Here is a 22,580-nt window from a genome sequence, read left to right on the forward strand (position 1 = left end):
TCATACGCTTTTGCTGCGCGGGTCGACCCAGTGGTTGATCAGGTCGACGAGAACGTTGACGACCCCATAAATCGCCGCCGCCAGCAGGGTGATCCCCAACAGCAACGGCATGTCCTTGGTGATGGCGGCATCGAGCATCAGCCGGCCGATGCCCTGGCGGGCGAACAGCATTTCGATGATCACCGCACCGCCCAGCAGGCTGGCAAAGACAAAACCGGAGAGCGTCACCAGCGGCACCAGGGCATGGCGCAAGGCGTGCTTGAGGCGCACGCCCGTCTCGGACATGCCGCGCGCCCGGGCCATGGCGATAAAGGGCTGTTCGAGGATGTCCTCGAGTTCCTGGCGCAGTACCTGGGTCAGCACCGCGGCAACCGGCAGGGCCAGGGCCAGGCTCGGCAAGATCAGCGCCTGCCAGCTGTTGGAGCCGGACGGTGGCAGCAGGTGCCAGCCGAACGAGAACAGCAGCAACAGCACGATGCCGATCACGAACGATGGCGCCGACGACAGCACCAGTTCGCTGCCGGACACCAGCGCGCGCACCCAGCGCGGGCGGTTGGCGGTGAGCACCGCGCAGCTCACCGCGAGGAGGATCGACAGCAAGGCTGCGGCCAGCGACAGCTGCAGCGTGGCGCCCAACTGGCTGCCGATCACCTGCAGCACCGGAATGCGCAGGCGGTACGACTCACCGAGGTCGCCCTGGGCCAGGCGCGCCAGGTACTGGCCGTACTGCACCCACAACGGTTGATCGAGGCCGTACTCGGCGCGCACCTGGGCGATCAGCTCGGCGCTGGGCATGGCGTCGGGGCCGCCGAGAATTGCCAGGGCCGGGTCGCCGGCACTGAGGTTGATGGCCAAAAAAGTCAGGGTCGCCGCGCCCCAGAGCACGCCGATGCCGGCCAGCAGGCGCCAGGCCAATCGCTGCAAAGTAGTCATTTGCCCTCCGGGTCGAGCCACACGCTGGTGAACAACGGGGTGTTGTGCGAGGTGTCGAAAATCAGGCCCTTGACCTGCTTGCGGTAGGCCAGCAGCACATGGCTTTCGAACACCGGCACCGCCGGGATGGTCTGCGCCAGGCGCTGCTGGGCGATGCGGTAGAGGTCGCTCAGCTCGACCGGGTCGGTGGTCTGGCGTGCGGCGCTGAGCACCCGGTCGAGCTCGGCATCGCGAAAACGCCCGGCGTTCTGGCCGATCAGCTTGGCAGTGCTGATCGCCTGGCTGTGGTAGAGGATGTACAGGCCATCGGGGGTGTTGGTGTGCCAGTAGCCGCCGCCAATCAGCTGGAAGTCGCTGGCGTACCGGCGCTGGGTGACCTGGGCCAGGGGCAGCAGGTCGATGTCGATCTGCAGGCCGATCTTCTTCAGGTCGGCCTGGATGGCCACGGCGATGCTGCTGGGGTAGGCGGCGGTTTCGTAGGTCAGCAAATGCGCGGCCAGGCGCTGGCCGTACTTGACCCGGTAGCCCTGGCCGTCGCGCTCGCTCCACCCAGCCTGGTCGAGAATGCGGTTGGCCTCGGCCACGTCATAGGCCAGCACGTCCTTGAATGCCGGGTCGTAGTAGCGGGTGTTGGCGGCGAGAAAATCACCCTTGGCCAGGTACTCGCCAAAACCGGTGATCCAGGCCAGGCCGTCGCGGTCGATGGCCTTGGCCACGGCGCGGCGCACCTGGACGTCATCGAAGGGGAAGCGCTCGACATTGAAGGTCAGGCTGCGAAACGGGTTGGCCTTGCGGATACGGCTGCGCATCTGCAAGTCCGGGTTGGCGCGAATGGCCCGGGCGTTCTGGGTCGGGGCATCGACGGTGAAGTCTGACTGGCCGGCTTCCAGGGTACTGAAGCGGATCATCGGTTCGGGGACGATGCTCAGTTCCAGGCGGTCGAGGTAGGCCTCGCCCTGGTGCCGGGTCACTGCGGGAGCCCAGTTGTAGCCCTTGCGCTTGACGAAGTTGGCGCCCTGGTCGCGGGTGTAGCTTTCCAGCACGAAGGGCCCGGAGCCGATCGGGTGTTCGGCGATGGTCTTCGGCGCTTCGAGGATCTGCCGTGGCGAGATCATGCTCAGCCAGGATTGCGCCAGCACATCGAGAAACGGCGAATAAGGCTCGCGCAGCTGCGCTTCGAAGGTGTACTCATCGACGATGCGCCCATCCACGTAGGGGGCGATATAGGCGGCAGCCAGCGGCGACTTGGTCGCCGGGTCGCGCATGTGTTCGAGGTTGACCTGCAGGGCGCGGGCGTTGAATTTTTCGCCATCGCTGAAGGTCACGTCATCGCGCAGATGAAAGGTGTAGGTCTTGCCGTCGTCGGAGATCTCCCAGGACTTGGCCAGCCACGGCGAGATATTGCCCTGCTCGTCCTGGTACAGCAGGCAATCAAACAGGATGCGCCCCAGCCACTGCACATTGCCGTGGGAAATCGAATGCACGTCGAGGGTCGTGGTGTCCGAGGCCGTGGACACCCGCAAGGTACCGCCGGGCTTGCCCGGGGCGGCCTCGTAATAGTCTTGCGCGGCATAGCTCAGGGTGCCGTTGTGCAGCGTGCCGTCGATGCCGCCGCTGCCCTGCCCCGGCGCCGGCTCCACCGGCTTGCAGGCGCCCAGGGCCAGCAGCGCGCCGAGCACGGCGGGGCCACCCAGCCTTGCGATTACTCTCATGCGGTTCTCCTGCAGGTGCCGCACGAACGGCACCCGCCCCTGGCTCAGAAGTTGTAGGCAATCCCGGTGTAGGCGCCGAAGCCATCACCCGGATACAGCGAAGCGGTGTCCTGGCCCTTGGCGTCGTAGCTGGGCACCAGGGCGGTGACGTAGTCCTTGTCGGTGAGGTTCTTCAGGTCCAGGTACACCTGCCAGGTCTTGTTCGGCGCGTCGTAGCCCAGGCGTGCGCCCCACAGGGTGTAGGACGGGGCGTAGAAGCTGTTGGCGTAGTCCACCGCCGTGCTCGATGCCGAGCGCACGTTGACCCCGGCGTAAAAGCCATTGGCGTACTGGTAGAACAGCTCGCCCTGGTAGATGTGCTTGGGCAGGCCCGGCAGCTCGTTCTTGGCGAACAGCGGGTCGTTGCGGTAGTGGAAGTCGTTGAGGGTGTAGGCCTGGCGCCAGCTCAGCACATCGCCGTTATCGCGCTGCCAGAGCTTGGTGGTCAGCCCCGCCTCGATGCCCTGGTGGATGGTCGGGCTGGCGTTGGAGGTCGAGACCACGGCAGCCGCAGTGTTGGTGGCCGGGAGGATTTCGACGTTGAGCAGTTCGTCCTTGATCCAGGATTTGTACAGGGTCAGGCTGGCGTCGAAGATCTCCGAGCGCCCGCGAATACCCAGCTCAACGGTGTTGGCGCTTTGTGGCACCAGGGTCTTGGCGAAGTTGGTGGTCACCCCCGAGCCGGAACTGGACCAGGAGCTGGGCGGGTCGATGGAGCGGCTGACGTTGCCGAACACCTGCACGTCCGGGGTCAGGTAATAACGCAGACCGACCCGTGGCGCCAGTTTCCACTCGTCATAACGGTAGTGGCTGGGGATGCCGCTGGTGTTGGGCCGGTCGCTGAAGTTGACATCGACGTTGCGCTTGACCTCGATGGCCGAGAGGCCCGTGGACAGGTACAGGTTGTCGGTCAGGCCGAGGTCGTTGCCCAGCGACAACACATGGTCGAACGAGCCGTCGTACTCGACCTGCTTCTGCAACCTGCCCAGGTCCTTGTCACCGCTGTAGGTGCGCACCCCGGAGCGGATGTGCTGGGTGCTGCTCCAGCCGACGCTGGTGGTGCTCGGCAGGCCGAACAGCTGGTCGCTGCGGGTGTACTTGAGCGAGTAGTTGATGTCGCGCCAGTCCCAGTAGTTGGGGTTGACCGTGCTCTTCTTGCTGAGGATCTGCGGGTAGTTGTGATAGACCAGCCCAGCCACCAGGGTCGAGTCGTCGTCGAAGGTGTAGGTGGTTTTGCTGCCGACCCAGGTCGAGCCTTCCTTGGTCGAGTCGCCACGAGTGGCGCGGGTGCTGGGGTTGGTCTGCGAGGAATTCTTTTTCAGCTGCGCCAGGGTCAGGGCCCCGGCGTTCTCGTGGTACTCCTCGCGGTAGCGGATGTACAGGCGGGTTTCCAGCTTGGGGTTGAAGCGGTAGCCGAAGTTGGTCACCACGCCCTTGGCCTTGGTGAAGGTGAAGTCCTGGTAACCGTCGCGCTTGGAATTGTCGACGCTGATGAAGTAGTCGGCGTTGCCGGCCACGCCACCGGTGCTGAGGGTCTGCTTCTGCCAGCCGAAACTGCCGCCTTCGACCTTGATGCGGTTGCCTGGCGCAGTGAGACCAGAGTGGGTGACGAAGTTGATCGCCCCGCCCAGCGACAAGGCGCCGTACTCGAAAGCGTTGGCGCCGCGCAGCACTTCGGTGTAGCTCAAGCCCTGGGTGTCGAGCAACTCATAAGGCGTGCCGCCGGCGCCGGTCAGGGCCAGGCCGTCGAAGAGGAACTTGGTGCCTTCGCGAAAATAGCCCGGCGAGGTGTTGGCACCCGAACCACGGATGGAAATCTTGATCGCATCGTTGCCACCGGCGGCCTGGGCATACACCCCCGGTTGATAGGCCAGGGTGTCTTCCAGGGTGGCCGAACGGCCCTTCTCCACCTCGGCCTGCTGAACCAGCCCGGTACCGCCGGGGATCTCGTCCAGTTGCGCCTGCGCCGCTTGCACCGGGGTGGCTTTGGCCGCCTGGACGGTGACCGTCTCCAGGCGTTTTTCGGTCTGTGTGGCATCTTCGGCCTGGGCCAGCGGCGCCAGGCTCAACAGTGCGGCGCCGACGCTGGCCAGCGTCCAGTCCCTGCCTACTACTTTGGTCGAAGAATTAAATAAAACGGATGTTGCCCGAGGCACGAAATTCAAGGTATTGCTCCCCACCTGATTAAAAAATAGGCGAGTTTCTATTGGTATAGTCAATCTCGAAGGGAGCTGTTGCAGTGACCGTGCCAACCGGTAAAACCCTTGTAATCCCTGCGCTTGAGCGGCTCCTGCGGTTTAAACAATTGTTCGAATTTCGGGTATCTGTGCAACTGCTGTTGCCTGGCGAACAGTTGATCATGCTCCAAGCCTTGATAGATCCCGTCGATAGACCTATCAACAAGGTCGATTAGTCCCACATTCCGTACGGGAATACACTAGCGCGCATACGTCCGCTCAAAACCCTGCAACAGACAGGGACTTGCGACACACCGTGCTTTTTACCCCAGCCAACCGCGCTTGCGACGCCTTGTTGCCGGGCATGCCTATGCCCGCAGCTTTGTGCAGCCGATAAGAATGAGGAGATACCCATGGGACTTGGCAGACGACAGTTTTTCAAGCTCTGTACCGCCGGCGTCGCCACCGCCACCTGTGCGAGCCTGGGCTTTGCCCCGGGCGTGGCCCAGGCGACCCAGTCGCGCCAGTACAAGCTGCTGCGCGCCAAGGAAACCCGCAACAACTGCACCTATTGCTCGGTCGGTTGCGGGATTCTCATGTACAGCCTTGGCGACGGTGCCAAGAACGCCAAGGCGCGCATCTTCCATATCGAAGGCGACCCTGATCACCCGGTCAGCCGTGGCTCGCTGTGCCCCAAGGGCGCCGGCCTGGTCGACTACGTGCACAGCGAACAGCGCCTGCTCTACCCCGAATACCGCGCGCCGGGCTCGGACAAATGGCAGCGCATCAGCTGGGATCACGCCATCGAGCGCATCGCCCGGCTGATGAAGGACGACCGCGACGCCAACTTCATCGAGAAGAACGCCAAGGGCACCACGGTCAACCGCTGGCTCAGCACCGGCATGCTCTGCTCGTCGGCGGCCAGCAGCGAAACCGGCTCGCTGGACCAGCGCTTCACCCGCGCCCTGGGCATCCTCGGCACCGACAGCCAGGCCCGGGTCTGCCACGCGCCGACCGTTTCGGCCCTGGCGCCGACCTTCGGCCGTGGCGCCATGACCAACAACTGGGTCGACATCAAGAACGCCAACGTCGTGCTGATCATGGGCGGCAACCCGGCCGAGGCGCACCCGGTGGGCTTCAAGTGGGTGATCGAGGCGAAGATCCGCAACGGCGCCAAGGTCATCGTCGTCGACCCGCGCTTCAACCGCAGCGCCGCGGTGGCCGACATCTACTCGCCGATCCGCGCCGGCTCCGACGTGACCTTCCTGATGGGCGTGGTCAACTACCTGATCAGCCACGACAAGATCCAGCACGAGTACGTGCGCCACTACACCAACGCCAGCCTGATCGTGCGCGCGGACTACCACTTCGACGACGGCCTGTTCAGTGGCTATGACACGAAAAAACGCAGCTACGACCGCAGTTCCTGGACCTACGAGCTCGACGAAAAAGGCTACGCCAAGCGCGACCTGACCCTGCAGCACCCACGCTGCGTGTGGAACCTGCTCAAGGCCCACGTCAGCCGCTACACCCCGGAGATGGTCACCAACGTCTGCGGTACGCCCAAGGACGACTTCCTCAATATCTGCGCGATCCTTGGCGAAACCTCTGCCCCGGACAAGACCGCGACCTTCCTCTACGCCCTGGGCTGGACCCACCACACCAACGGCGCGCAGATGATCCGTGGGTCGGGCATGATCCAGCTGCTGCTGGGCAACATCGGCATGGCCGGTGGCGGGGTCAACGCCCTGCGCGGCCACTCCAACATCCAGGGCTACACCGACCTGGGCCTGCTGTCGCTGCGCCTGCCCGGCTACATGAACCTGCCGTCCGACGAGCAGACTACGCTTGCCACCTACCTCAAGCAGACGACGCCGACAGCGCTGCTGGAGGACCAGGTCAACTACTACAAGCACACGCCGAAGTTCTTCGTCAGCCTGATGAAAAGCCTCTGGGGCGACAAGGCCACCAAGGACAACGACTGGGGCTACGACTGGCTGCCCAAGTGGGACGACAGCTACGACGTGCTCAACTTCAGCAACCGCATGTACGAGGGCAAGGTCAACGGCTACATCGCCCAGGGCTTCAACCCGGTGGCGGCGTTCCCCGACAAGAACAAGGCCCAGGCGGCGCTGGCCAAGCTCAAGTTCCTGGTGATCATCGACCCGCTGGCCACCGAGACCTCGAGCTTCTGGCAGAACCACGGCGAGCAGCATGACGTCGATAGCGCCGCGATCCAGACCGAAGTGTTCCGCCTGCCCTCCTCGTGCTTCGCCGAGGAAGACGGCTCGATCGTCAACTCCGGACGCTGGCTGCAATGGCACTGGGCGGGCGCTGCGCCACCCGGGGAGGCCTGGCACGACGGCAAGATCCTCGGCCACCTGTTCCTGAAGATCCGCGAGCTGTACGAAAAGGAAGGCGGCGCCAACCCGGCACCGATCCTCAACATGGCCTGGAACTACGCCGACCCGCTGGACCCCAAGCCCGAAGAAGTGGCCAAGGAATCCAACGGCCGCGCCCTCGCCGATCTGCACGACGAGCAAGGCAACCTGATCCTGCGCAAGGGCCAGTTGCTCAGCGACTTCTCGCAACTGCGCGACGACGGCAGCACCCAGTGCTTCAACTGGATCTTCGCCGGCTCCTGGACCGAACAAGGCAACCAGATGGCCCGTCGCGACAACGCCGACAGCGGCCTGGGTTGCACCCCGGGCTGGGCCTGGGCCTGGCCGCAGAACCGGCGCATCCTTTACAACCGCGCCTCGGCCGACCCGCAGGGCAAGCCGTGGGACCCGAAACGCAAGCTGATCGGCTGGGACGGCGTGCGCTGGAGCGGTGTCGACGTGCCCGACTTTGCCGTCACCGCCGCCCCTGGGGGCAAGGTCAACCCGTTCATCATGCTGCCTGAAGGCCTGGGCCGGCTGTTCTCGGTCGGCGCCATGAACGACGGGCCGTTCCCCGAGCACTACGAACCGACCGAAAGCCCGCTGGCGAGCAACCCGCTGCACCCGAACGTGACCTACAGCCCGACCGCGCGGCTGTATGAAAGCGATCGCCAGCGCATGGGCAAGCGCGAAGAGTTTCCCTACGTGGCGACCACCTACTCGATCACCGAGTTGTTCCGCCACTGGACCAAGCACGCGCGGCTGAACGCCATCGTCCAGCCCGAGCAGTTCATCGAGATCGGCGAGAAGCTGGCCGCCGACAAAGGCATCGTCCAGGGTGACCTGGTCAAGGTCAGCACCAAGCGTGGCTACATCAAGGCCAAGGCGGTGGTGACCAAGCGCATCCGCCGCCTGGCGGTCGACGGCCAGGATGTCGACACCATCGGCATCCCCTGCCACTGGGGTTACGAAGGCAGCACGCGCAAGGGCTTTCTGGCCAACACCCTGACCCCGGGCATCGGCGAGTCGAACACCCATACGCCGGAGTACAAGGCGTTTCTCGTGAACATTGAAAAGGTCTGAGGGCGAATACCATGTCCATGCAATCCCAAGACATCGTCCGCCGCTCGGCCACCAATGTGCTGACCCCGGCGCCGCACACCCGCGATCACCAGGCCGAAGTGGCCAAGCTGATCGACGTGAGCATCTGCATCGGCTGCAAGGCTTGCCAAGTGGCGTGCAACGAATGGAACGACCTGCGTGATGAGGTCGGCCACAACGTTGGCGTATACGACAACCCGGCCGACCTGTCCGCCGAAACCTGGACGCTGATGCGCTTCGATGAAGTCGAAGACGAAAGCGGCAAGCTCGAATGGCTGATCCGCAAGGACGGCTGCATGCACTGCGCCGACCCCGGCTGCCTGAAAGCCTGCCCGCAACCGGGGGCGATCATCCAGTACGCCAACGGCATCGTTGATTTCCAGTCCGAGCACTGCATCGGCTGCGGCTACTGCATCGCCGGCTGCCCGTTCGATGTGCCGCGCATCAGCCAGAAAGACAACAAGGCCTACAAGTGCACGCTGTGCGTCGACCGCGTCTCGGTCGGCCAGGAGCCTGCCTGCGTCAAGACCTGCCCGACCGGCGCGATCAACTTCGGCAGCAAACAGGACATGCTGCACCAGGCCAGCGAACGGGTCACCGAGCTGCAGGGCCGCGGCTTTGCCGGTGCCGGTATCTATGACCCGCAGGGCGTCGGCGGCACCCACGTGGTGTACGTGCTGCAGCATGCCGACAAACCGCAGCTGTACCACAAGCTGCCCACCGACCCGCGCATCAGCAATGCCATCCAGGGCTGGAAAGGCTGGATGAAACCGGTGGCCGCGGCGGCGTTCTTCGCCACCCTGGCCGGCACCCTGTTCCACTACATCGGCGTCGGCCCCAATGAAGTCGACGAACAGGACCAGAAGATCGAAGAGGATACCCACGCATGAACAAGGACAAACTGATCCTGCGTACGCGCTTCATCGAGCGCGCCAGCCACTGGTTCATGGTGATCTGCTTCTTCGCCGTGGCGCTGTCGGGGCTGTCGTGGTTCTTCCCATCGCTCAACGGCCTCAATGCGGTATTCGGCACCCCGCAGCTGGCGCGCATCCTTCACCCGTTTTTCGGTGTGCTGGTGTTCTTGCTGCTGATGTTCCTGTTCGTGCGCTTCGTGCGCTACAACCTGCCGGAGCGCGAAGACCTGCAGTGGTTCAAGAACCTCAAGCAAGTACTGGCCGGCAAGCATGAGCCGGTGCTGAACATCGGCAAGTACAACGCCGGGCAGAAGATCCTGTTCTGGGGAATCATGGGCCTGATCAGCCTGCTGCTGCTCAGCGGCGTGGTGATCTGGCGGCCGTACTTCGCCCCGCTGTTCAGCATCCCGACCATCCGCATCGGCCTGCTGGTGCATGCGCTGGCCGGCATCAGCCTGATTCTGCTGATCATCGGTCACGCTTATCTTGCATTCTGGGTCAAGGGCTCGATCCGTGGCATGGTCACCGGCTACGTCAGCCGCAGTTGGGCCAAGACCCACCATGACCGCTGGTACCGTCAACTGAGCGGCAAGCAGAGCAAGGCTGGGAGCGAGAAATGAACAGCATCCAGATGACCCCGGTGCAGACGCCCAGCGGTGGCGTCAACGAGATCGTCGCGGTGCTGCTGCCGTCGCTCAAGGACCGCTACCGCCAACGCGCGGCGCGCCTGCGCCAGTTGGCCGACGGCCATGCCATGGGCGATTACCTGGGCTTTTGTGCCGGCATCGCCGAGGCTCAGCAACAGCTGCTTGAAACGCTGCCGTTGCCTGAAGCGCTGGCATCCGGGCTGGCTGCGCGCCTGGCCAATGGCCGGGCGCCGCTGGCGAGCCGCGAGTACCCACGCGACGCCTACTGGCAGCAGTTGCTCAGTGCTTTGATCGATGCGCTCTACAGCGATGCCAACCCGACGGTTCGCGGTACCCTGGAGCGCTTGCGCGGCTACTCGGCAGCGCAACTGGAAGACCTCGCCAGCGCCTTGCTCGCCGGTGACTACGACCAGGTCGACAGCGGCCAGGCGCTGTTCCTCTGGAGCGCACTGTCGCTGTACTTCACCCAGTTGGCCAATGCCCTGCCGGCCTCGGCCAAGGCCTCCCTGGGCGAGCAGCGCCAGCATTGCCCGGTATGCGCCAGCGCGCCGGTGGCCAGCGTGATCATGACCGGCGCCCAGGCCGGGCTGCGCTACCTGCATTGCAGCCTGTGCGAAAGCCGCTGGCACATGGTTCGGGTAAAATGCAGCAACTGCGAAGCCACCGGCGCCCTGGACTATTGGTCGCTGGAACGGCAGGATGCGCCGATCAAGGCCGAGAGCTGCAACGACTGTCACAGCTACCTGAAAGTGTTGTACCCGGAAAAGGACCGCGACCAGGAAGTGCTGGCCGATGACCTGGCCTCCCTGGCGCTGGACGCCGAAGTGGAGCGTGAGGGGTATGGGCGCAGTGGTGTCAGCCCGTTCTTGTTTCCCGGCTGACAGCATCGCTGGCAAGCCAGCTCCCACAGAGTGCATACACCGGCCCCTGTGGGAGCTGGCTTGCCGGCGATGGGCTGCACAGCAGCCCTCTCACAAGCACGACCCCACCAAGAGACTCCCCATGGGCATCAAGAAATCCTCCGCCGAACTCAAGCGCGACCTTAAAACCGTCGCCAGCAACCTGGAACGCACCGCCGGTGAAATCAGCAAACTGGCCGAGCGAATCGACGGCGTTGACGTGGTTGCCGTGCTGCACCTGATGAACCGCCTGTACAAAGACTCCGACAAGCTCAAGGCCTACGCCGACGAGATCAAGGGCGGACGCATCGTGCGCGGCAAAGCCGAGTAATCAACCCATGCGCCCGGCGACCAGCAGCACACCGATCTGCTCGGCCAGGTGCAACAGCTCGGCGTAAGCCCCGCTGTCCTGCAGCACGCTGCGCGATTGGCCCTGGGGCTTGAGCATTTTGCCCGCCAGCCGATCGCCAAACAGCATCATCGCCCGCGCACTGTCATCCTGCCGTGAGGTCCAGCACAGGCCCTGCACCTCAGGGCTCTGCCGGTGAATCGCCTCGGCCCACAAGCGGGTCTGCGGGTACTGGTCCTTCTCGGTATCGATCAACTGGTTGCGCGGCACCCCGAGCTTGCGCAGGGCCTTGCTGCCCAGGTCCACCAGCAGCAGGTCCTGCGCGCTGCGCAGCACCGAATGCAGCTGCCCCTGCAACTTGCCCTTGTCAAAGGTCTTGAGCCCGGCGGCAAAGGGCACGTCGTGGAACACCGTTTCCATTGCCGCACAGTCGAAGCTGGTGCCACCGTACAAGGTCGGGATCGGCTGGCCACGGGCGTCCCGGATCGGGCTGAAACGGGCATTGCCCTTGAGCCCGGGGTTGAACTGGCCGGGGCCGTAACTCTCCAGGTGCAGCCGATGGATCGGCGTACCCTGGGCCCAGGTCAGGGTCGACAGTTGCAATACACCGGCAGGTGCCGGTGTATCACCCATGGGCGACGCCCTGCAGCTCGTCGTCGGCGGCGGCCAGCACCTGCTCCGGGGCACGGCTGATGACATCGAGCGGGCGCTTGCCACCGAGAAAGCTGTTGGCCGACATGAACCAATACGCCAGGCCCCAGCTGTCCTTGGCCTGGGCAAAACGTGCAAGCACCGGGGCCATGGCCTTGAGCGGCCGGTAAGCGGCGTCCAGGCCATAGGCCGGGAAATAATCCACGCCATGGTGGCGCAGGGCGAAGATCGCCCCTTCGCGCTTCCACTTGTTCGGCTGGGCGCTGGGGTTGCTCAGGCTGAAGCCGGCCAGCCCGGCGATCTGCGCGGCGGTCAGCCAATCGCCGCTCTCCAGCACTGCGGTGCGCGCCTGGGCCAGCATCGCCGCCTCTTTGAGCGCATTGGGCGTTGGCGGCGCCTTGGGCACCAGGGCTTCGACGATGGATTCGAGGGTGTGCTGCTGTTGCCGGCCCATCAGGCTTTTGACCAATTCGGCAACGCTGGCGAAGGTGGCGGCAATGGCATCGGCCTCCCCCGGGCTGGCATCGGCCAGGGCCACGGCCACCACCTGCTCGGCTTGCTGGTGGCTCAGGCGCTTGCGCAGGGCTTTGGGGGACCCGGCCAGGGCGCTAACCGCCGGACGCTGATCCGTAGCACGGCTCATGGAACCTCCTGATGATGAGATCGAATACCTTTAATCAAGGATAATCCAGATAACCCAGGCTCACCAGCCAGGCGCCGACGACCGGCGAGCAAATCCTGCCGGCGGCTTTACACTTGAACTAAGCAGTGGACGCCTGTAAACAGGTCTTCAACCAACCCTGACAAGATGGAGCCTGTCGCAATGCCGAGCCTGGATTTTCTCATTACTTCATTGATCGTCGTGCTGATTCCCGGCAGCGGCGTGATCCTGACCCTCTCCACTGCCCTGGTGGCCGGCAAGCGCGCCAGCCTCTATACAGCGCTGGGCTGCACGGCGGGGATTATCCCGCACCTGCTGGCCTCGATCCTTGGCCTGTCGGCCATCCTGCACACCAGCGCCCTGGCCTTCCAGGGCCTGAAGTTCGCGGGTGTCGCCTACCTGTTGTACCTGGCCTACGCCACCTGGCGCGACCGCTCGGCCTTTGCAGTCGACCGTAACACCGCCGTCGGCAGCGCTGGCAGCCTGATCCTGCGGGCCTGCCTGTTGAACATCCTCAACCCGAAACTGACGATTTTCTTCCTCGCCTTCCTGCCACAGTTCATCCGTGCCGAGGGGGGCTCGGTGACCGGGCAGATGCTCAGCCTGAGCGCGGTGTTCATGCTCATGACCTTCGTGGTGTTTGTGTTGTACGGTCTGCTGGCCAACCTGTTTCGCCGCGCGGTGATTGAATCGCCGCGGGTGCAGAACTGGCTGCGCCGCAGTTTTGCTGCCTCTTTTGCCGGCCTGGGCCTGAACCTGGCGTTCACTCAGCGCTGAGGAGCGCCTGCGATGAACCGCTGTGACGTACTGATTATCGGCGCCGGCCCCACCGGGTTGGTGCTGGCGCTGTGGCTGAGCAAGCTGGGCATCAAGGTACGGATCATCGACAAGACCGCCGCCCCCGGCACCACTTCCCGGGCCTTGGCGGTACAGGCCCGGACCCTGGAGCTGTATCGCCAGCTGGACCTGACCGAGGCGATCATCGAGCAGGGTCACCAGGTGCCGGCGGCCAACCTGTGGGTCAAGGGCGAAGCCGCCGCACGCTTGCCGTTCAGTGCCATTGGCGCCGACCTTACGCCCTACCCGTTCCTGCACATCTACCCGCAGGACCAGCATGAACGGCTGCTGATCGAACGCTTGCAGCGCTTTGCGGTGGAAGTCGAACGGCAAACCGAACTGCTCGGTTTCAGCCAGGACAGCGACGGCGTCACTGCCCGGCTACGCAATGCCGAGGGTGAGGAGCACGTTTGCCACGCCGACTACCTGGCCGGTTGCGACGGTGCCCGCTCGACGGTGCGCAAGGTGCTGGGCATCGGCTTTCCCGGCGGCACCTACCAGCAAGTATTTTATGTTGCCGACGTCGACGGCGCGGGGCCGGCCTTCAATGGCGAGCTGCATGTGGACCTGGACGAGGCAGATTTTCTCGCCGTGTTCCCACTGGCTGGCAATGGCCGCGCGCGGCTGATCGGCACGGTGCGCGACGAGCGCGCCGAACACCCACGGGACCTGCGCTTCGAAGACGTCAGCAAGCGGGCCATGGAGCACCTGAAGGTCGAGATTCATCAGGTCAACTGGTTCTCCACCTACCGCGTGCACCACCGGGTGGCCGAGCAGTTTGGCCGCGAGCGCGCCTTCCTGCTCGGTGACGCGGCCCACGTGCACAGTCCGGCCGGTGGCCAGGGCATGAACACCGGTATCGGCGATGCCATCAACCTGGCCTGGAAGCTGGCGGCCGTGTTGCAAGGCACCGCCAACGACGCCCTGCTCGGCACCTATGAAATCGAGCGCAGCGCCTTCGCCCGGCGGCTGGTGTCGACCACCGACCAGGTGTTCAACTTCATCACCGCCGACGGCCGCCTGGCCGCCCTGCTGCGTACGCGCCTGGCGCCGTTGCTGCTGCCGCGGGTGGCGGCGTTCAAGGCGGCGCGGGCATTTTTGTTCCGTACGGTGTCGCAGATCACCCTGAACTATCGCGACATGCCCTTGAGCGTCGGCAGCGCCGGTCAGGTGCATGGCGGCGAACGCATGCCCTGGGTCAGCGACGGCAGGCACGACAACTTTGCCGGGCTGGCGCGGATGTGCTGGCAGGTACAGGTGTATGGCGCCGCCAACGGCAGCCTGGTGGCCTGGTGCAGCGAGCGCGGCATGCCGCTGGAGGTGTTCGAGTGGCGCGAGGCTCATGAAGTGGCCGGGTTGCAGCAAGAAGGCGTGTACCTGATACGTCCGGACAGCTATGTGGCACTGGCCCAGGTCGGTGCCGGGCCAGAGGTGCTGGAAGATTACTTCGCCGCGCGCGGGTTGCGCGGATACTAGTGGTGATGTGCGAGAATGCGCGCTTGTCTCGCGTCTCTACCTGCTAAGGAATGGCACCATTAGAATCTTCACGTTTTTGCTCCTGGCCTCGACCCTGACCCTGGCCAGTTGCGGCACCTTTCTCGCCCGTGGCATCAGTGGCTACAACCACCACGATTACTACAAAGGCACCCAGACCAACGTCGAGCTACTGACCTCGCACAATCAGACCGGCTACGACGCCTACGCCACTGTGCTCTGCTGGGTAACCGTCGTCTGCCCGGTGGTTGCCATTGTCACCTTGCCGGTGGACATGGCGGTCGACACCGTCCTGCTGCCCCATGATGCGATGAACTGACATGCCGCAACTCGACTACCGCCACGTGGCGTTTCTGAACATCTACATCAATGATCTCAGCATCTATATCGGCGCGCCCCTGATGGCGCTGACGGTGTTCGACTGGATGCCGAAGAGCATTACCGCGACCTGCATTCTGGTGATTCTCGGCCTGTGCTTGCTGAGCTTCCCGCTGGCGATGCTGGTGCGCTGCCCGCTGTGCAACGCGGCGATGCTGCACCTGTACAAGGACGAGGCCGGGACCGCGCTGTCACGCCGGGTCGGCTTTAGCGAAGTGCACAAGCTGAAGAAGGTGCGTTGCCTGAAGTGCGATGGGCTGCTGAAGATTCGCGATTGAGGGAAACCATTTGGCGACCGCTGCGCGCTCGATCGCTGGCAAGCCGGCTCCCACAGGTTTCGCGCAGTCCGTGTGGGAGCTAGCAGCCCCCTCGTCACGCCACCTCAGCCCGGGCAAAACGGTAAGTCGTCACCACGCACAACAGCAACCCTGCCAGGGCCAGCGCGCCCCCGACAAAACCGATGTTGCCCAGGCCCATGTGCACGCTGACCAGGCTGCCGATCAAGGCCCCGGCGCCAATGCCGATGTTGTAGATGCCGGAGAACATGGCCATGGCCACGTCGGTGGCGTCCGAGGCCAGGCTCAGCACCCTGGACTGCAACGCCAGGCTGAAGCACATGATCGCAACACCCCAGAACACGCTCAAGGTGCCCAGCAGGCTGAAATCGCCAGACAACGGCAACAACAGCAGCAGACAGGTCGCCAGCATGGCGATCGCACCGAGCAGAAAGCCCTGCGGGAAGCGCTCGCTGTAGTGGCTGAACAGCACCGACCCAAACACCCCGGCGCCGCCGAACAGCAACAGCAGCACGGTGGTCAGCTCTGCGCCGATCTGCGCCACATTCAACGCGAACGGCTCGATGTAGCTGTAAGCGGTGAACTGCGCGGCAATCACCAGCGCCACCAGCACATACACGGTGACCAGCGCCGGGCGCTTGAACAGCACCGGCACGCTGCGCAGCGAGCCGGAGTTCTGGCTGGGCAGCAACGGCAAGGATTTGACCAGGCACAGCAAGGTCGCCAGCGCCACCCCGGCAATCGCCAGGAAGGTGGTGCGCCAGCCCAGCGCCTCGCCGACCACCCGCCCCAGTGGAATCCCCATGACCATCGCCAGGGTGGTGCCAGTGGCCAGCAAGCCCAGGGCCTTGGCCTGTTGCCCCGGCGGCGCCACGCGCACTGCCAGCGAAGCGGTAATGGCCCAGAACACCGCATGGGCCAGGGCGATGCCGATACGGCTGACCAGCAGCATGGCAAAGCTCTGCGCCACCCCCGAGAGCAAGTGGCTGAGGATGAACAGGGCAAAGACGATGATCAGCAACGTGCGCCGCTCGATGTTGCGCGTCAGCAGCATCATTGGCAGCGAGGCCAGGGCCACCACCCAGGCGTAGATGGTCAGCATCAGCCCGACCTGGGCGGTGGACATCTCGAAGCTGCGGCCGATGTCGCTGAGCAGCGCCACCGGGACGAATTCGGTGGTGTTGAAAATGAAGGCCGCCAGGGCCAGGGCGATGACACTCAGCCAACTGCCGGTTCGCGCATCCACGGATGTATTCATGAGTAAAGCCTTGCTCCGAGTCGTTTGCGGTTGCCGGGAACGAAAACGCGCCCAGCGCCAGACACTCATGCCGGTCGGGCCTGAGTGAAGCGTGTGCGCTGAGGAAAGATTTGTAAGTATGCGGGGTATCGCTTGCTGGCAAGGATAGTACGTCAGCACCGAGGCTGTCACAACCGCGCAGGCCTGGAGTACCATGGCCCGATTCGTTCATGGAAGACTCCGTATGACTTCAACGCCCGCCGCGCTGGCCAACATCCTCGACAACGCCAGCCTGATCGCCGCTATCGACCAGGGGCTTGCGCCGCAGTACCTGTACTTCTGGGGCCACCGGCAAAAAGTCGAGGGCAAGCCGGACAAAAGCTGCTTCAGCCAGTGGTTCGAGGCCGGGTTCAAGGAACAGCACCTGCACTACCCCAGCGCCGAGCACTACATGATGGCCGGCAAGGCGCGGCTGTTCGACGACCAGGCCACCCTGGAGAAAATCCTCGCCGCGCGCACGCCCGCTGAGGCCAAGAAACTCGGCCGTGAAGTTGCCGGGTACGACGAGGCAGCCTGGGTTGCCGAGCGTTCGGCGATCGTCGAGCAGGCCAACCTGCTCAAGTTCGAACAGCACCCGGGGCTGCGCACGTTTCTGCTGTCCACCGACGGCCAGGTGCTGGTCGAGGCCAGCCCCGTGGACCGCATCTGGGGCATCGGCCTGGACGCCAAGGCGCCGCAAGCGGCTGACCCACGCCAGTGGCAAGGCCTGAACCTGCTCGGCTATGCGTTGATGCGCGTGCGCGAGCGCCTGGCCGGCTGAGGTCCCAGCGCAGGATTTTTCTGCGCTGCTACACTTTATTCGCGCAGATGGAGGATTCCCTCATGTCCGATAAAGAGATCACCACCGCCCTTAACCTGATCAACCAGCGCCAGGCCCGGCTCGCTTCGGCGTGCAAGGAGATTGCCGACTGGATCGACCGCCAGGGTGATGTGCCTGTGGCCGGCAAGATCCGCGACACCCTCAAGGCCGTCGAAGCCGACGATCAGCTGGTCAGAAAAACCCTCACCTCGCTGAGCGTTGAACGCCCACTGCCCCGTTTCCGCTAGCCCGCAGAGGCTAGTGGCGGGCAGCAGGCGCGTCATCCTTTCAAGACCCAGGGTCGCCGGTGCCCGGCGCGGCTCCTGTCTTCGATTTCCCGCAGGTTCGGGCAGATACCGGTGATTAGCCGTCAATGAATATCCTTTACGACGAACGCGTCGATGGCGCCCTGCCCGCAGTCGACAAACCGGCGCTGCTGCAGGCCTTGCAGGCACAACTGCCCGACCTCGATATCCTCCACGCCGAGGAAGACCTCAAGCCCTACGAATGCGATGGCCTCTCGGCCTACCGCTGCACGCCGATGCTGGTGGTATTGCCGCATACCCTCGCGCAGGTCCAGGGCGTCCTCAAACTGTGTTTCGAGCGCAAGGTGCCGGTGGTCGCGCGCGGTGCCGGCACCGGCCTGTCGGGCGGTGCCTTGCCGCTGGCAAAAGGCGTGCTGCTGGTGATGGCGCGCTTCAACAAGATCCTCGCCATCGACCCGGCCGCCCGTACCGCGCGGGTGCAGCCCGGGGTGCGCAACCTGGCGATTTCCCAGGCCGCCGCGCCCTTTGGCCTGTACTACGCGCCCGACCCGTCGTCACAGATCGCCTGCTCGATCGGCGGCAACGTCGCCGAGAATGCCGGCGGCGTGCATTGCCTGAAGTACGGCCTGACCGTGCACAACCTGCTCAAGGTCGAGATCCTCACCGTCGAAGGCGAATGCCTGACCCTCGGCGCTGACAGCCTCGACGCCCCAGGGTTTGACCTGCTGGCGCTGTTCACCGGCTCCGAAGGCATGCTCGGGATCATCACCGAAGTGACGGTCAAGCTGCTGCCCAAGCCGCAGGTGGCCAAGGTACTGCTGGCAGCCTTCGACTCGGTGGCCAAGGCCGGCCGTGCGGTTGGCGACATCATCGCCGCCGGGATCATTCCCGGTGGCCTGGAGATGATGGACAACCTGGCCATCCGCGCCGCCGAGGACTTCATTCACGCCGGCTACCCGGTGGCGGCCGAAGCGATTTTGCTGTGCGAACTCGATGGCGTCGAAGCCGATGTGCACGACGACTGCGACCGCGTGCGTACCCTGCTGGAGCAGGCCGGCGCCACCGAGGTGCGCCAGGCCCGTGACGAAGTGGAGCGGGTGAAATTCTGGGCCGGGCGCAAGAATGCCTTCCCGGCGGTGGGGCGGATTTCGGCCGATTACTACTGCATGGACGGCACCATCCCGCGCCGCGAGCTGCCCCATGTACTGCAGTGCATCGCTGCGCTTGCGCACAAGTACGACCTGCGGGTGGCCAACGTCTTTCATGCCGGCGACGGCAACATGCACCCACTGATCCTGTTCGACGCCAACCAGCCGGGCGAGCTGGAGCGGGCCGAAGCCTTTGGCGGGGAAATCCTCGAACTGTGCGTGAGCGTCGGCGGCAGCATCACCGGCGAACATGGCGTGGGCCGCGAGAAGATCAACCAGATGTGCGCGCAGTTCAGCAGCGACGAGCTGACCCTGTTCCATGCGGTCAAGGCGGCCTTCGACCCCCATGGCCTGCTCAACCCCGGCAAGAACATCCCCACCCTGCACCGCTGCGCCGAGTTCGGCGCCCTGCACGTGCACGCCGGCCAGTTGCCCTTCCCCGACCTGGAGCGGTTCTGATGCCGGCCCACAACAACGATGCCAGCCAGGCACTGCTGGAGCAGGTCAACCAGGCCCGCGCCACAGGCACGCCGTTGCAGATCCGTGGCGGCGCCAGCAAGGCCTTTCTCGGCCGCCCGGTTGCAGGCGTTACGCTCGATACCCGCGACCACCGCGGCATCGTCAACTACGACCCGACCGAGCTGGTGATCACCGCCCGCGCCGGTACGCCCCTGGGTGAGCTGTCGGCGGCGCTGGAAGCCGCCGGGCAGATGCTGGCATGCGAGCCGCCGCACAGCGACGACGGTGCCACCCTCGGCGGCATGGTCGCCGCCGGGTTGTCCGGGCCACGCCGGCCGTGGGCGGGCTCGGTGCGCGATTATGTGCTCGGTACCCGGGTGATCAGCGGCCTGGGCGTGCACCTGCGCTTTGGCGGCGAGGTGATGAAGAACGTCGCCGGTTACGACCTGTCGCGCTTGATGGCCGGCAGTTTCGGCTGCCTGGGGCTGATCACCGAAGTGTCGCTGAAAGTGCTGCCCAAACCGCGCTGCGAAGCGCACATCGCCCTGCACCTCGACCCGCAACAGGCCCTGCTGAAACTGGCGCAGTGGGGCCAGCAACCGATCCCGATCAGCGCCGCCTGCCATGACGGCACGGTGTTGCGCCTGCGTCTTGAGGGTGGCGAAGGCTCGGTCAAGGCCGCCCGCGAGCGGCTTGGCGGCGAGCACTTCCAGGCCAGCTGGTGGCAGGACCTGAACAACCGCCGCCTGGCTTTTTTCGCCGACCCGCGCCCGCTGTGGCGCCTGTCCTTGCCCAACAACAGCGCGGCGCTGGAACTGTCCGGCGAGCAACTGCTGGACTGGGCCGGTGCCCAGCGCTGGCTGAAATCCTCGGCGCCAGCCGAGACCATTCGCAGCGCCGCCAGCCGCCTGGGTGGCCATGCCACCTGCTACAGCGCCAGCGACAGCCCGTTCCAGCCGCTGCCCGGCGCCTTGCTGCGCTACCACCAGCAACTCAAACAACGCCTCGACCCGCAAGGGATCTTCAACCCCGGGCGGATGTACGCACAGGTCTGAACCATGCAAACCACCCTCAGCGATGCCGCCAAACGCCTGGCCCGTGCCGAAGAAGCCGAGAGCATCCTGCGCACCTGCGTGCACTGCGGCTTCTGCAATGCCACCTGCCCGACCTATCAATTGCTGGGCGACGAGCTCGATGGCCCGCGCGGGCGGATCTACCTGATCAAGCAGGTGCTGGAAGGCCACCCCGCCAGCGCCAAGACCCAACTGCACCTGGACCGTTGCCTGTCGTGCCGCAACTGCGAAACCACCTGCCCGTCCGGGGTCGATTACCACAACCTGCTGGATATCGGCCGCGCCGTGGTCGATCAGGCCGTGCCTCGCCCGCCCCTGCAACGCGCCTTGCGCCGCGGCCTGCGCAGCTTGGCCAGCCACCCGCAGGCCTTCAAGCGCCTGGTGCAGCTGGGGCGCAGCGTCGACCGCCTGCTGCCGGCGCCGCTCAAGGCCAAGCTGCCGCGCTCGGTGCCCCCCGCGCAACCCCGTCCACAGCCCCGCCATGCCCGGCGCGTACTGCTGCTCGAAGGCTGCGTGCAGCCGAGCCTGTCGCCCAACACCAACGCCGCCACCGCACGGGTGCTCGATCGCCTGGGCATCAGCGTCACCCCGGCGCCGCTAGCCGGCTGCTGCGGTGCTGTCGACTATCACCTGGATGCACAAGCCAGCGGCCTTGAGCGCGCCCGCCGCAACATCGATGCCTGGTGGCCGGCGATCGAGGCCGGTGCCGAAGCCATCGTGCAGACGGCCAGCGGCTGCGGGGCCTTCGTCAAGGAGTACGCCACGCTGTTGCAGGGCGATGCGCAGTACGCCGGCAAAGCCCGGCGGGTCAGCGAACTGGCCAGGGACCTGGTCGAGGTCATCGGCGCCGAACCCCTGGAGCCGTTGGCCTGCCACAGCGGTCTGGTGCTGGCGGTGCACTGCCCGTGCACCTTGCAGCATGCGCAGAAGCTTGGCGGCAGCGTCGAGGCCCTGCTCTCGCGCCTGGGCTTTACCCTCAGCAACGTGCCCGACGGCCACCTGTGCTGCGGCTCGGCCGGCACCTATTCGCTGACCCAGCCGGCGTTGGCCAGGCAACTGCGCGACAACAGGCTCGATGCCCTGGAAAGCGGCCAGCCGGACCTGATCGTCACCGCCAATATCGGCTGCCAGACCCACCTCGACGGCGCCGGACGCACGCCGGTGCGGCACTGGATCGAGCTGCTGGACGAGGCGCTAGCGAAGTCGCCAACCCTGGCATAAGCTCAATCGGGCAGCCCCTTTCGACAACCCGAGGACTCGTCATGCGTCAGCTTCTACTGGTCTCATTGCTCGTCGTAAGCCCCGCCGTTCTGGCCAAGACCGAATGCAGCACCGCCGACAAGGTGCAATGGCAGGACCAGAACAACTTCCAGGAAGAACTGAAAAAACAGGGCTATGAGATCAAGAAATTCAAGGTCACCGACGGCAACTGCTACGAGATCTATGGCAAGAACAAAGAAGGCAAGAAGGTCGAGATCTACTTCGATCCGGTGACCGGCAAAAAAGTGAAAGAAGAGATCGACTGAGGTGAGCGGCGATAACCTGCGCCTTTGGGACCCGGTGGTGCGCGTGTGCCACTGGTCGTTGGTGCTGGTGTTTATCGGCGGTTATTTTTTCACCGAAGAAGGCGATGGCTGGCACCGCTGGCTGGGCTATTACGGCCTGGCGATCGTGCTGCTACGTAGCGTATGGGGCTTTATCGGCAGCCCGGCAGCGCGCTGGGCGGACTTCTGGCCGACGCCAACGCGATTGAAGTGGCATCTGCAGGCGTTGTACCGCGGCGCAAACTACCACCGCCTCGGGCATTCGCCGTTGGGCGCCCTGGTGATGGTACTGATGTTGCTGCTGATGGCCGGCCTTGGAGTCAGCGGCTTCATGATGGAAGAGATCTATTACTTCTGGGGTGAAGACGGCCTGCGGGATATCCATGAGTTGATGGCCGACACCCTGCTGGCGCTGGTGTGCCTGCACATTGCCGCGGCGCTGTTCGAGAGCTGGCGGCTGAAGGAGAACCTGCCGCTGTCGATGCTCACCGGCCGGCGGCGCCAGCGTTGAAACGGGGCAACGCA

General features: G+C 64.8%; 22 protein-coding genes. 16 read left to right on the plus strand and 6 right to left on the minus strand.

Going from position 1 to position 22,580, the window contains the following annotated elements; genetic code table 11:
• Genes PspR32_RS16215 through PspR32_RS16225 form a run of 3 tightly spaced genes read right to left on the minus strand, consistent with a single transcriptional unit; the run spans position 1 to position 4,753 of the window.
• On the minus strand, positions 1-933 hold the full coding sequence (locus PspR32_RS16215; RefSeq protein ID WP_010222351.1) for an ABC transporter permease: 933 nt from the start codon (positions 931-933) through the stop codon (positions 1-3).
• Positions 930-2,645: an ABC transporter substrate-binding protein gene (locus PspR32_RS16220; RefSeq protein ID WP_159388878.1), complete on the minus strand. Its 1,716-nt coding sequence runs from the start codon at positions 2,643-2,645 to the stop codon at positions 930-932. The genes PspR32_RS16215 and PspR32_RS16220 overlap by 4 nt, the downstream gene beginning before the upstream one ends.
• Positions 2,646-2,689: 44 nt before the next feature.
• Positions 2,690-4,753 (minus strand): TonB-dependent receptor family protein, encoded by a 2,064-nt coding sequence (locus tag PspR32_RS16225; RefSeq protein WP_232531743.1) that lies wholly within the window; start codon positions 4,751-4,753, stop codon positions 2,690-2,692.
• 521 nt (positions 4,754-5,274) lie between these two features.
• Here PspR32_RS16225 and fdnG point away from each other — a divergent pair.
• The 5 genes from fdnG to PspR32_RS16250 all read left to right on the plus strand — a co-directional run bounded on the left by fdnG (position 5,275) and on the right by PspR32_RS16250 (position 11,134).
• The gene (gene fdnG / locus PspR32_RS16230; RefSeq protein ID WP_081839691.1) at positions 5,275-8,325 is read left to right on the plus strand and encodes a formate dehydrogenase-N subunit alpha; all 3,051 of its coding nucleotides are present in this window, start codon (positions 5,275-5,277) and stop codon (positions 8,323-8,325) included.
• A 17-nt stretch (positions 8,326-8,342) separates the two neighbouring features.
• On the plus strand, positions 8,343-9,233 hold the full coding sequence (gene fdxH, locus PspR32_RS16235; protein ID WP_269467564.1) for a formate dehydrogenase subunit beta: 891 nt from the start codon (positions 8,343-8,345) through the stop codon (positions 9,231-9,233).
• Positions 9,230-9,877 carry a formate dehydrogenase subunit gamma gene (locus PspR32_RS16240; protein ID WP_010222356.1) on the plus strand — a complete coding sequence of 216 codons (648 nt, stop codon included), beginning with the start codon at positions 9,230-9,232 and terminating at the stop codon, positions 9,875-9,877. Before fdxH ends, PspR32_RS16240 begins: the two co-directional genes overlap by 4 nt.
• A complete protein-coding gene (gene fdhE, locus PspR32_RS16245; RefSeq protein ID WP_010222357.1) occupies positions 9,874-10,785 on the plus strand; it encodes a formate dehydrogenase accessory protein FdhE in 912 nt (303 codons plus the stop codon). The genes PspR32_RS16240 and fdhE overlap by 4 nt, the downstream gene beginning before the upstream one ends.
• Positions 10,786-10,906: 121 nt before the next feature.
• Entirely contained in the window at positions 10,907-11,134 is a 228-nt protein-coding gene (locus PspR32_RS16250) for a hypothetical protein (RefSeq protein ID WP_010222358.1), read from the plus strand.
• Here PspR32_RS16250 and PspR32_RS16255 read toward each other — a convergent pair whose 3' ends face one another.
• Entirely contained in the window at positions 11,135-11,785 is a 651-nt protein-coding gene (locus tag PspR32_RS16255; protein ID WP_010222359.1) for an RES family NAD+ phosphorylase, read from the minus strand.
• Positions 11,778-12,446 carry a hypothetical protein gene (locus PspR32_RS16260; protein ID WP_010222360.1) on the minus strand — a complete coding sequence of 223 codons (669 nt, stop codon included), beginning with the start codon at positions 12,444-12,446 and terminating at the stop codon, positions 11,778-11,780. Before PspR32_RS16260 ends, PspR32_RS16255 begins: the two co-directional genes overlap by 8 nt.
• Before the next feature lie 180 nt (positions 12,447-12,626).
• On the opposite strand from PspR32_RS16260, the gene PspR32_RS16265 reads away from it, so the two are divergent.
• The 4 genes from PspR32_RS16265 (at position 12,627) to PspR32_RS16280 (ending at position 15,451) form a co-directional block, all read left to right on the plus strand.
• The gene (locus tag PspR32_RS16265) at positions 12,627-13,241 is read left to right on the plus strand and encodes a LysE family translocator (protein WP_036996220.1); all 615 of its coding nucleotides are present in this window, start codon (positions 12,627-12,629) and stop codon (positions 13,239-13,241) included.
• Between the two features lie 12 nt (positions 13,242-13,253).
• Positions 13,254-14,777 carry an FAD-dependent oxidoreductase gene (locus tag PspR32_RS16270; protein ID WP_036996221.1) on the plus strand — a complete coding sequence of 508 codons (1,524 nt, stop codon included), beginning with the start codon at positions 13,254-13,256 and terminating at the stop codon, positions 14,775-14,777.
• A gap of 76 nt (positions 14,778-14,853) precedes the next feature.
• The gene (locus tag PspR32_RS16275) at positions 14,854-15,114 is read left to right on the plus strand and encodes a YceK/YidQ family lipoprotein (protein ID WP_223253850.1); all 261 of its coding nucleotides are present in this window, start codon (positions 14,854-14,856) and stop codon (positions 15,112-15,114) included.
• 1 nt (position 15,115) lies between these two features.
• Positions 15,116-15,451: a hypothetical protein gene (locus PspR32_RS16280; RefSeq protein WP_010222364.1), complete on the plus strand. Its 336-nt coding sequence runs from the start codon at positions 15,116-15,118 to the stop codon at positions 15,449-15,451.
• A gap of 94 nt (positions 15,452-15,545) precedes the next feature.
• Here the strand turns inward: PspR32_RS16280 and PspR32_RS16285 are convergent, their stop codons facing one another.
• On the minus strand, positions 15,546-16,727 hold the full coding sequence (locus tag PspR32_RS16285) for a sugar transporter (protein WP_100782446.1): 1,182 nt from the start codon (positions 16,725-16,727) through the stop codon (positions 15,546-15,548).
• A 223-nt stretch (positions 16,728-16,950) separates the two neighbouring features.
• Between PspR32_RS16285 and PspR32_RS16290 the strand changes: the two genes are divergently transcribed.
• The 7 genes from PspR32_RS16290 to PspR32_RS16320 all read left to right on the plus strand — a co-directional run bounded on the left by PspR32_RS16290 (position 16,951) and on the right by PspR32_RS16320 (position 22,566).
• Complete coding sequence (locus tag PspR32_RS16290; protein WP_159388879.1) at positions 16,951-17,526, plus strand: NADAR family protein; 576 nt, start codon at positions 16,951-16,953, stop codon at positions 17,524-17,526.
• A gap of 62 nt (positions 17,527-17,588) precedes the next feature.
• Positions 17,589-17,813 (plus strand): hypothetical protein, encoded by a 225-nt coding sequence (locus PspR32_RS16295; protein WP_010222367.1) that lies wholly within the window; start codon positions 17,589-17,591, stop codon positions 17,811-17,813.
• A 125-nt stretch (positions 17,814-17,938) separates the two neighbouring features.
• Positions 17,939-19,438, plus strand: a complete 1,500-nt coding sequence (glcD, locus tag PspR32_RS16300) for a glycolate oxidase subunit GlcD (protein WP_159388880.1) — start codon at positions 17,939-17,941, stop codon at positions 19,436-19,438.
• Positions 19,438-20,493: a glycolate oxidase subunit GlcE gene (gene glcE, locus PspR32_RS16305; RefSeq protein ID WP_159388881.1), complete on the plus strand. Its 1,056-nt coding sequence runs from the start codon at positions 19,438-19,440 to the stop codon at positions 20,491-20,493. Before glcD ends, glcE begins: the two co-directional genes overlap by 1 nt.
• A 3-nt stretch (positions 20,494-20,496) precedes the next feature.
• A complete protein-coding gene (gene glcF, locus PspR32_RS16310) occupies positions 20,497-21,732 on the plus strand; it encodes a glycolate oxidase subunit GlcF (protein WP_159388882.1) in 1,236 nt (411 codons plus the stop codon).
• A 41-nt stretch (positions 21,733-21,773) separates the two neighbouring features.
• Entirely contained in the window at positions 21,774-22,037 is a 264-nt protein-coding gene (locus PspR32_RS16315; protein WP_036996232.1) for a PepSY domain-containing protein, read from the plus strand.
• Position 22,038: 1 nt separating this feature from the next.
• Positions 22,039-22,566 (plus strand): cytochrome b/b6 domain-containing protein, encoded by a 528-nt coding sequence (locus tag PspR32_RS16320; protein ID WP_100782441.1) that lies wholly within the window; start codon positions 22,039-22,041, stop codon positions 22,564-22,566.
• Positions 22,567-22,580 lie beyond the last annotated feature (14 nt).

Origin of the sequence: Pseudomonas sp. R32 (assembly GCF_009866705.1) — a bacterium.
GTDB classification, from domain to species: domain Bacteria; phylum Pseudomonadota; class Gammaproteobacteria; order Pseudomonadales; family Pseudomonadaceae; genus Aquipseudomonas; species Aquipseudomonas donghuensis.

Excerpts from the sequence above, each read along its gene's own strand:
- PspR32_RS16215 (WP_010222351.1), bottom strand. The coding sequence starts at position 933 with ATGACTACTTTGCAGCGATTGGCCTGGCGCCTGCTGGCCGGCATCGGC.
- PspR32_RS16220 (WP_159388878.1), bottom strand. The coding sequence starts at position 2,645 with ATGAGAGTAATCGCAAGGCTGGGTGGCCCCGCCGTGCTCGGCGCGCTG.
- fdnG (WP_081839691.1), top strand. The coding sequence starts at position 5,275 with ATGGGACTTGGCAGACGACAGTTTTTCAAGCTCTGTACCGCCGGCGTC.
- fdxH (WP_269467564.1), top strand. The coding sequence starts at position 8,343 with ATGCAATCCCAAGACATCGTCCGCCGCTCGGCCACCAATGTGCTGACC.
- PspR32_RS16240 (WP_010222356.1), top strand. The coding sequence starts at position 9,230 with ATGAACAAGGACAAACTGATCCTGCGTACGCGCTTCATCGAGCGCGCC.
- fdhE (WP_010222357.1), top strand. The coding sequence starts at position 9,874 with ATGAACAGCATCCAGATGACCCCGGTGCAGACGCCCAGCGGTGGCGTC.
- PspR32_RS16250 (WP_010222358.1), top strand. The coding sequence starts at position 10,907 with ATGGGCATCAAGAAATCCTCCGCCGAACTCAAGCGCGACCTTAAAACC.
- PspR32_RS16255 (WP_010222359.1), bottom strand. The coding sequence starts at position 11,785 with ATGGGTGATACACCGGCACCTGCCGGTGTATTGCAACTGTCGACCCTG.
- PspR32_RS16260 (WP_010222360.1), bottom strand. The coding sequence starts at position 12,446 with ATGAGCCGTGCTACGGATCAGCGTCCGGCGGTTAGCGCCCTGGCCGGG.
- PspR32_RS16265 (WP_036996220.1), top strand. The coding sequence starts at position 12,627 with ATGCCGAGCCTGGATTTTCTCATTACTTCATTGATCGTCGTGCTGATT.
- PspR32_RS16270 (WP_036996221.1), top strand. The coding sequence starts at position 13,254 with ATGAACCGCTGTGACGTACTGATTATCGGCGCCGGCCCCACCGGGTTG.
- PspR32_RS16280 (WP_010222364.1), top strand. The coding sequence starts at position 15,116 with ATGCCGCAACTCGACTACCGCCACGTGGCGTTTCTGAACATCTACATC.
- PspR32_RS16285 (WP_100782446.1), bottom strand. The coding sequence starts at position 16,727 with ATGAATACATCCGTGGATGCGCGAACCGGCAGTTGGCTGAGTGTCATC.
- PspR32_RS16290 (WP_159388879.1), top strand. The coding sequence starts at position 16,951 with ATGACTTCAACGCCCGCCGCGCTGGCCAACATCCTCGACAACGCCAGC.
- PspR32_RS16295 (WP_010222367.1), top strand. The coding sequence starts at position 17,589 with ATGTCCGATAAAGAGATCACCACCGCCCTTAACCTGATCAACCAGCGC.
- glcD (WP_159388880.1), top strand. The coding sequence starts at position 17,939 with ATGAATATCCTTTACGACGAACGCGTCGATGGCGCCCTGCCCGCAGTC.
- glcE (WP_159388881.1), top strand. The coding sequence starts at position 19,438 with ATGCCGGCCCACAACAACGATGCCAGCCAGGCACTGCTGGAGCAGGTC.
- glcF (WP_159388882.1), top strand. The coding sequence starts at position 20,497 with ATGCAAACCACCCTCAGCGATGCCGCCAAACGCCTGGCCCGTGCCGAA.
- PspR32_RS16315 (WP_036996232.1), top strand. The coding sequence starts at position 21,774 with ATGCGTCAGCTTCTACTGGTCTCATTGCTCGTCGTAAGCCCCGCCGTT.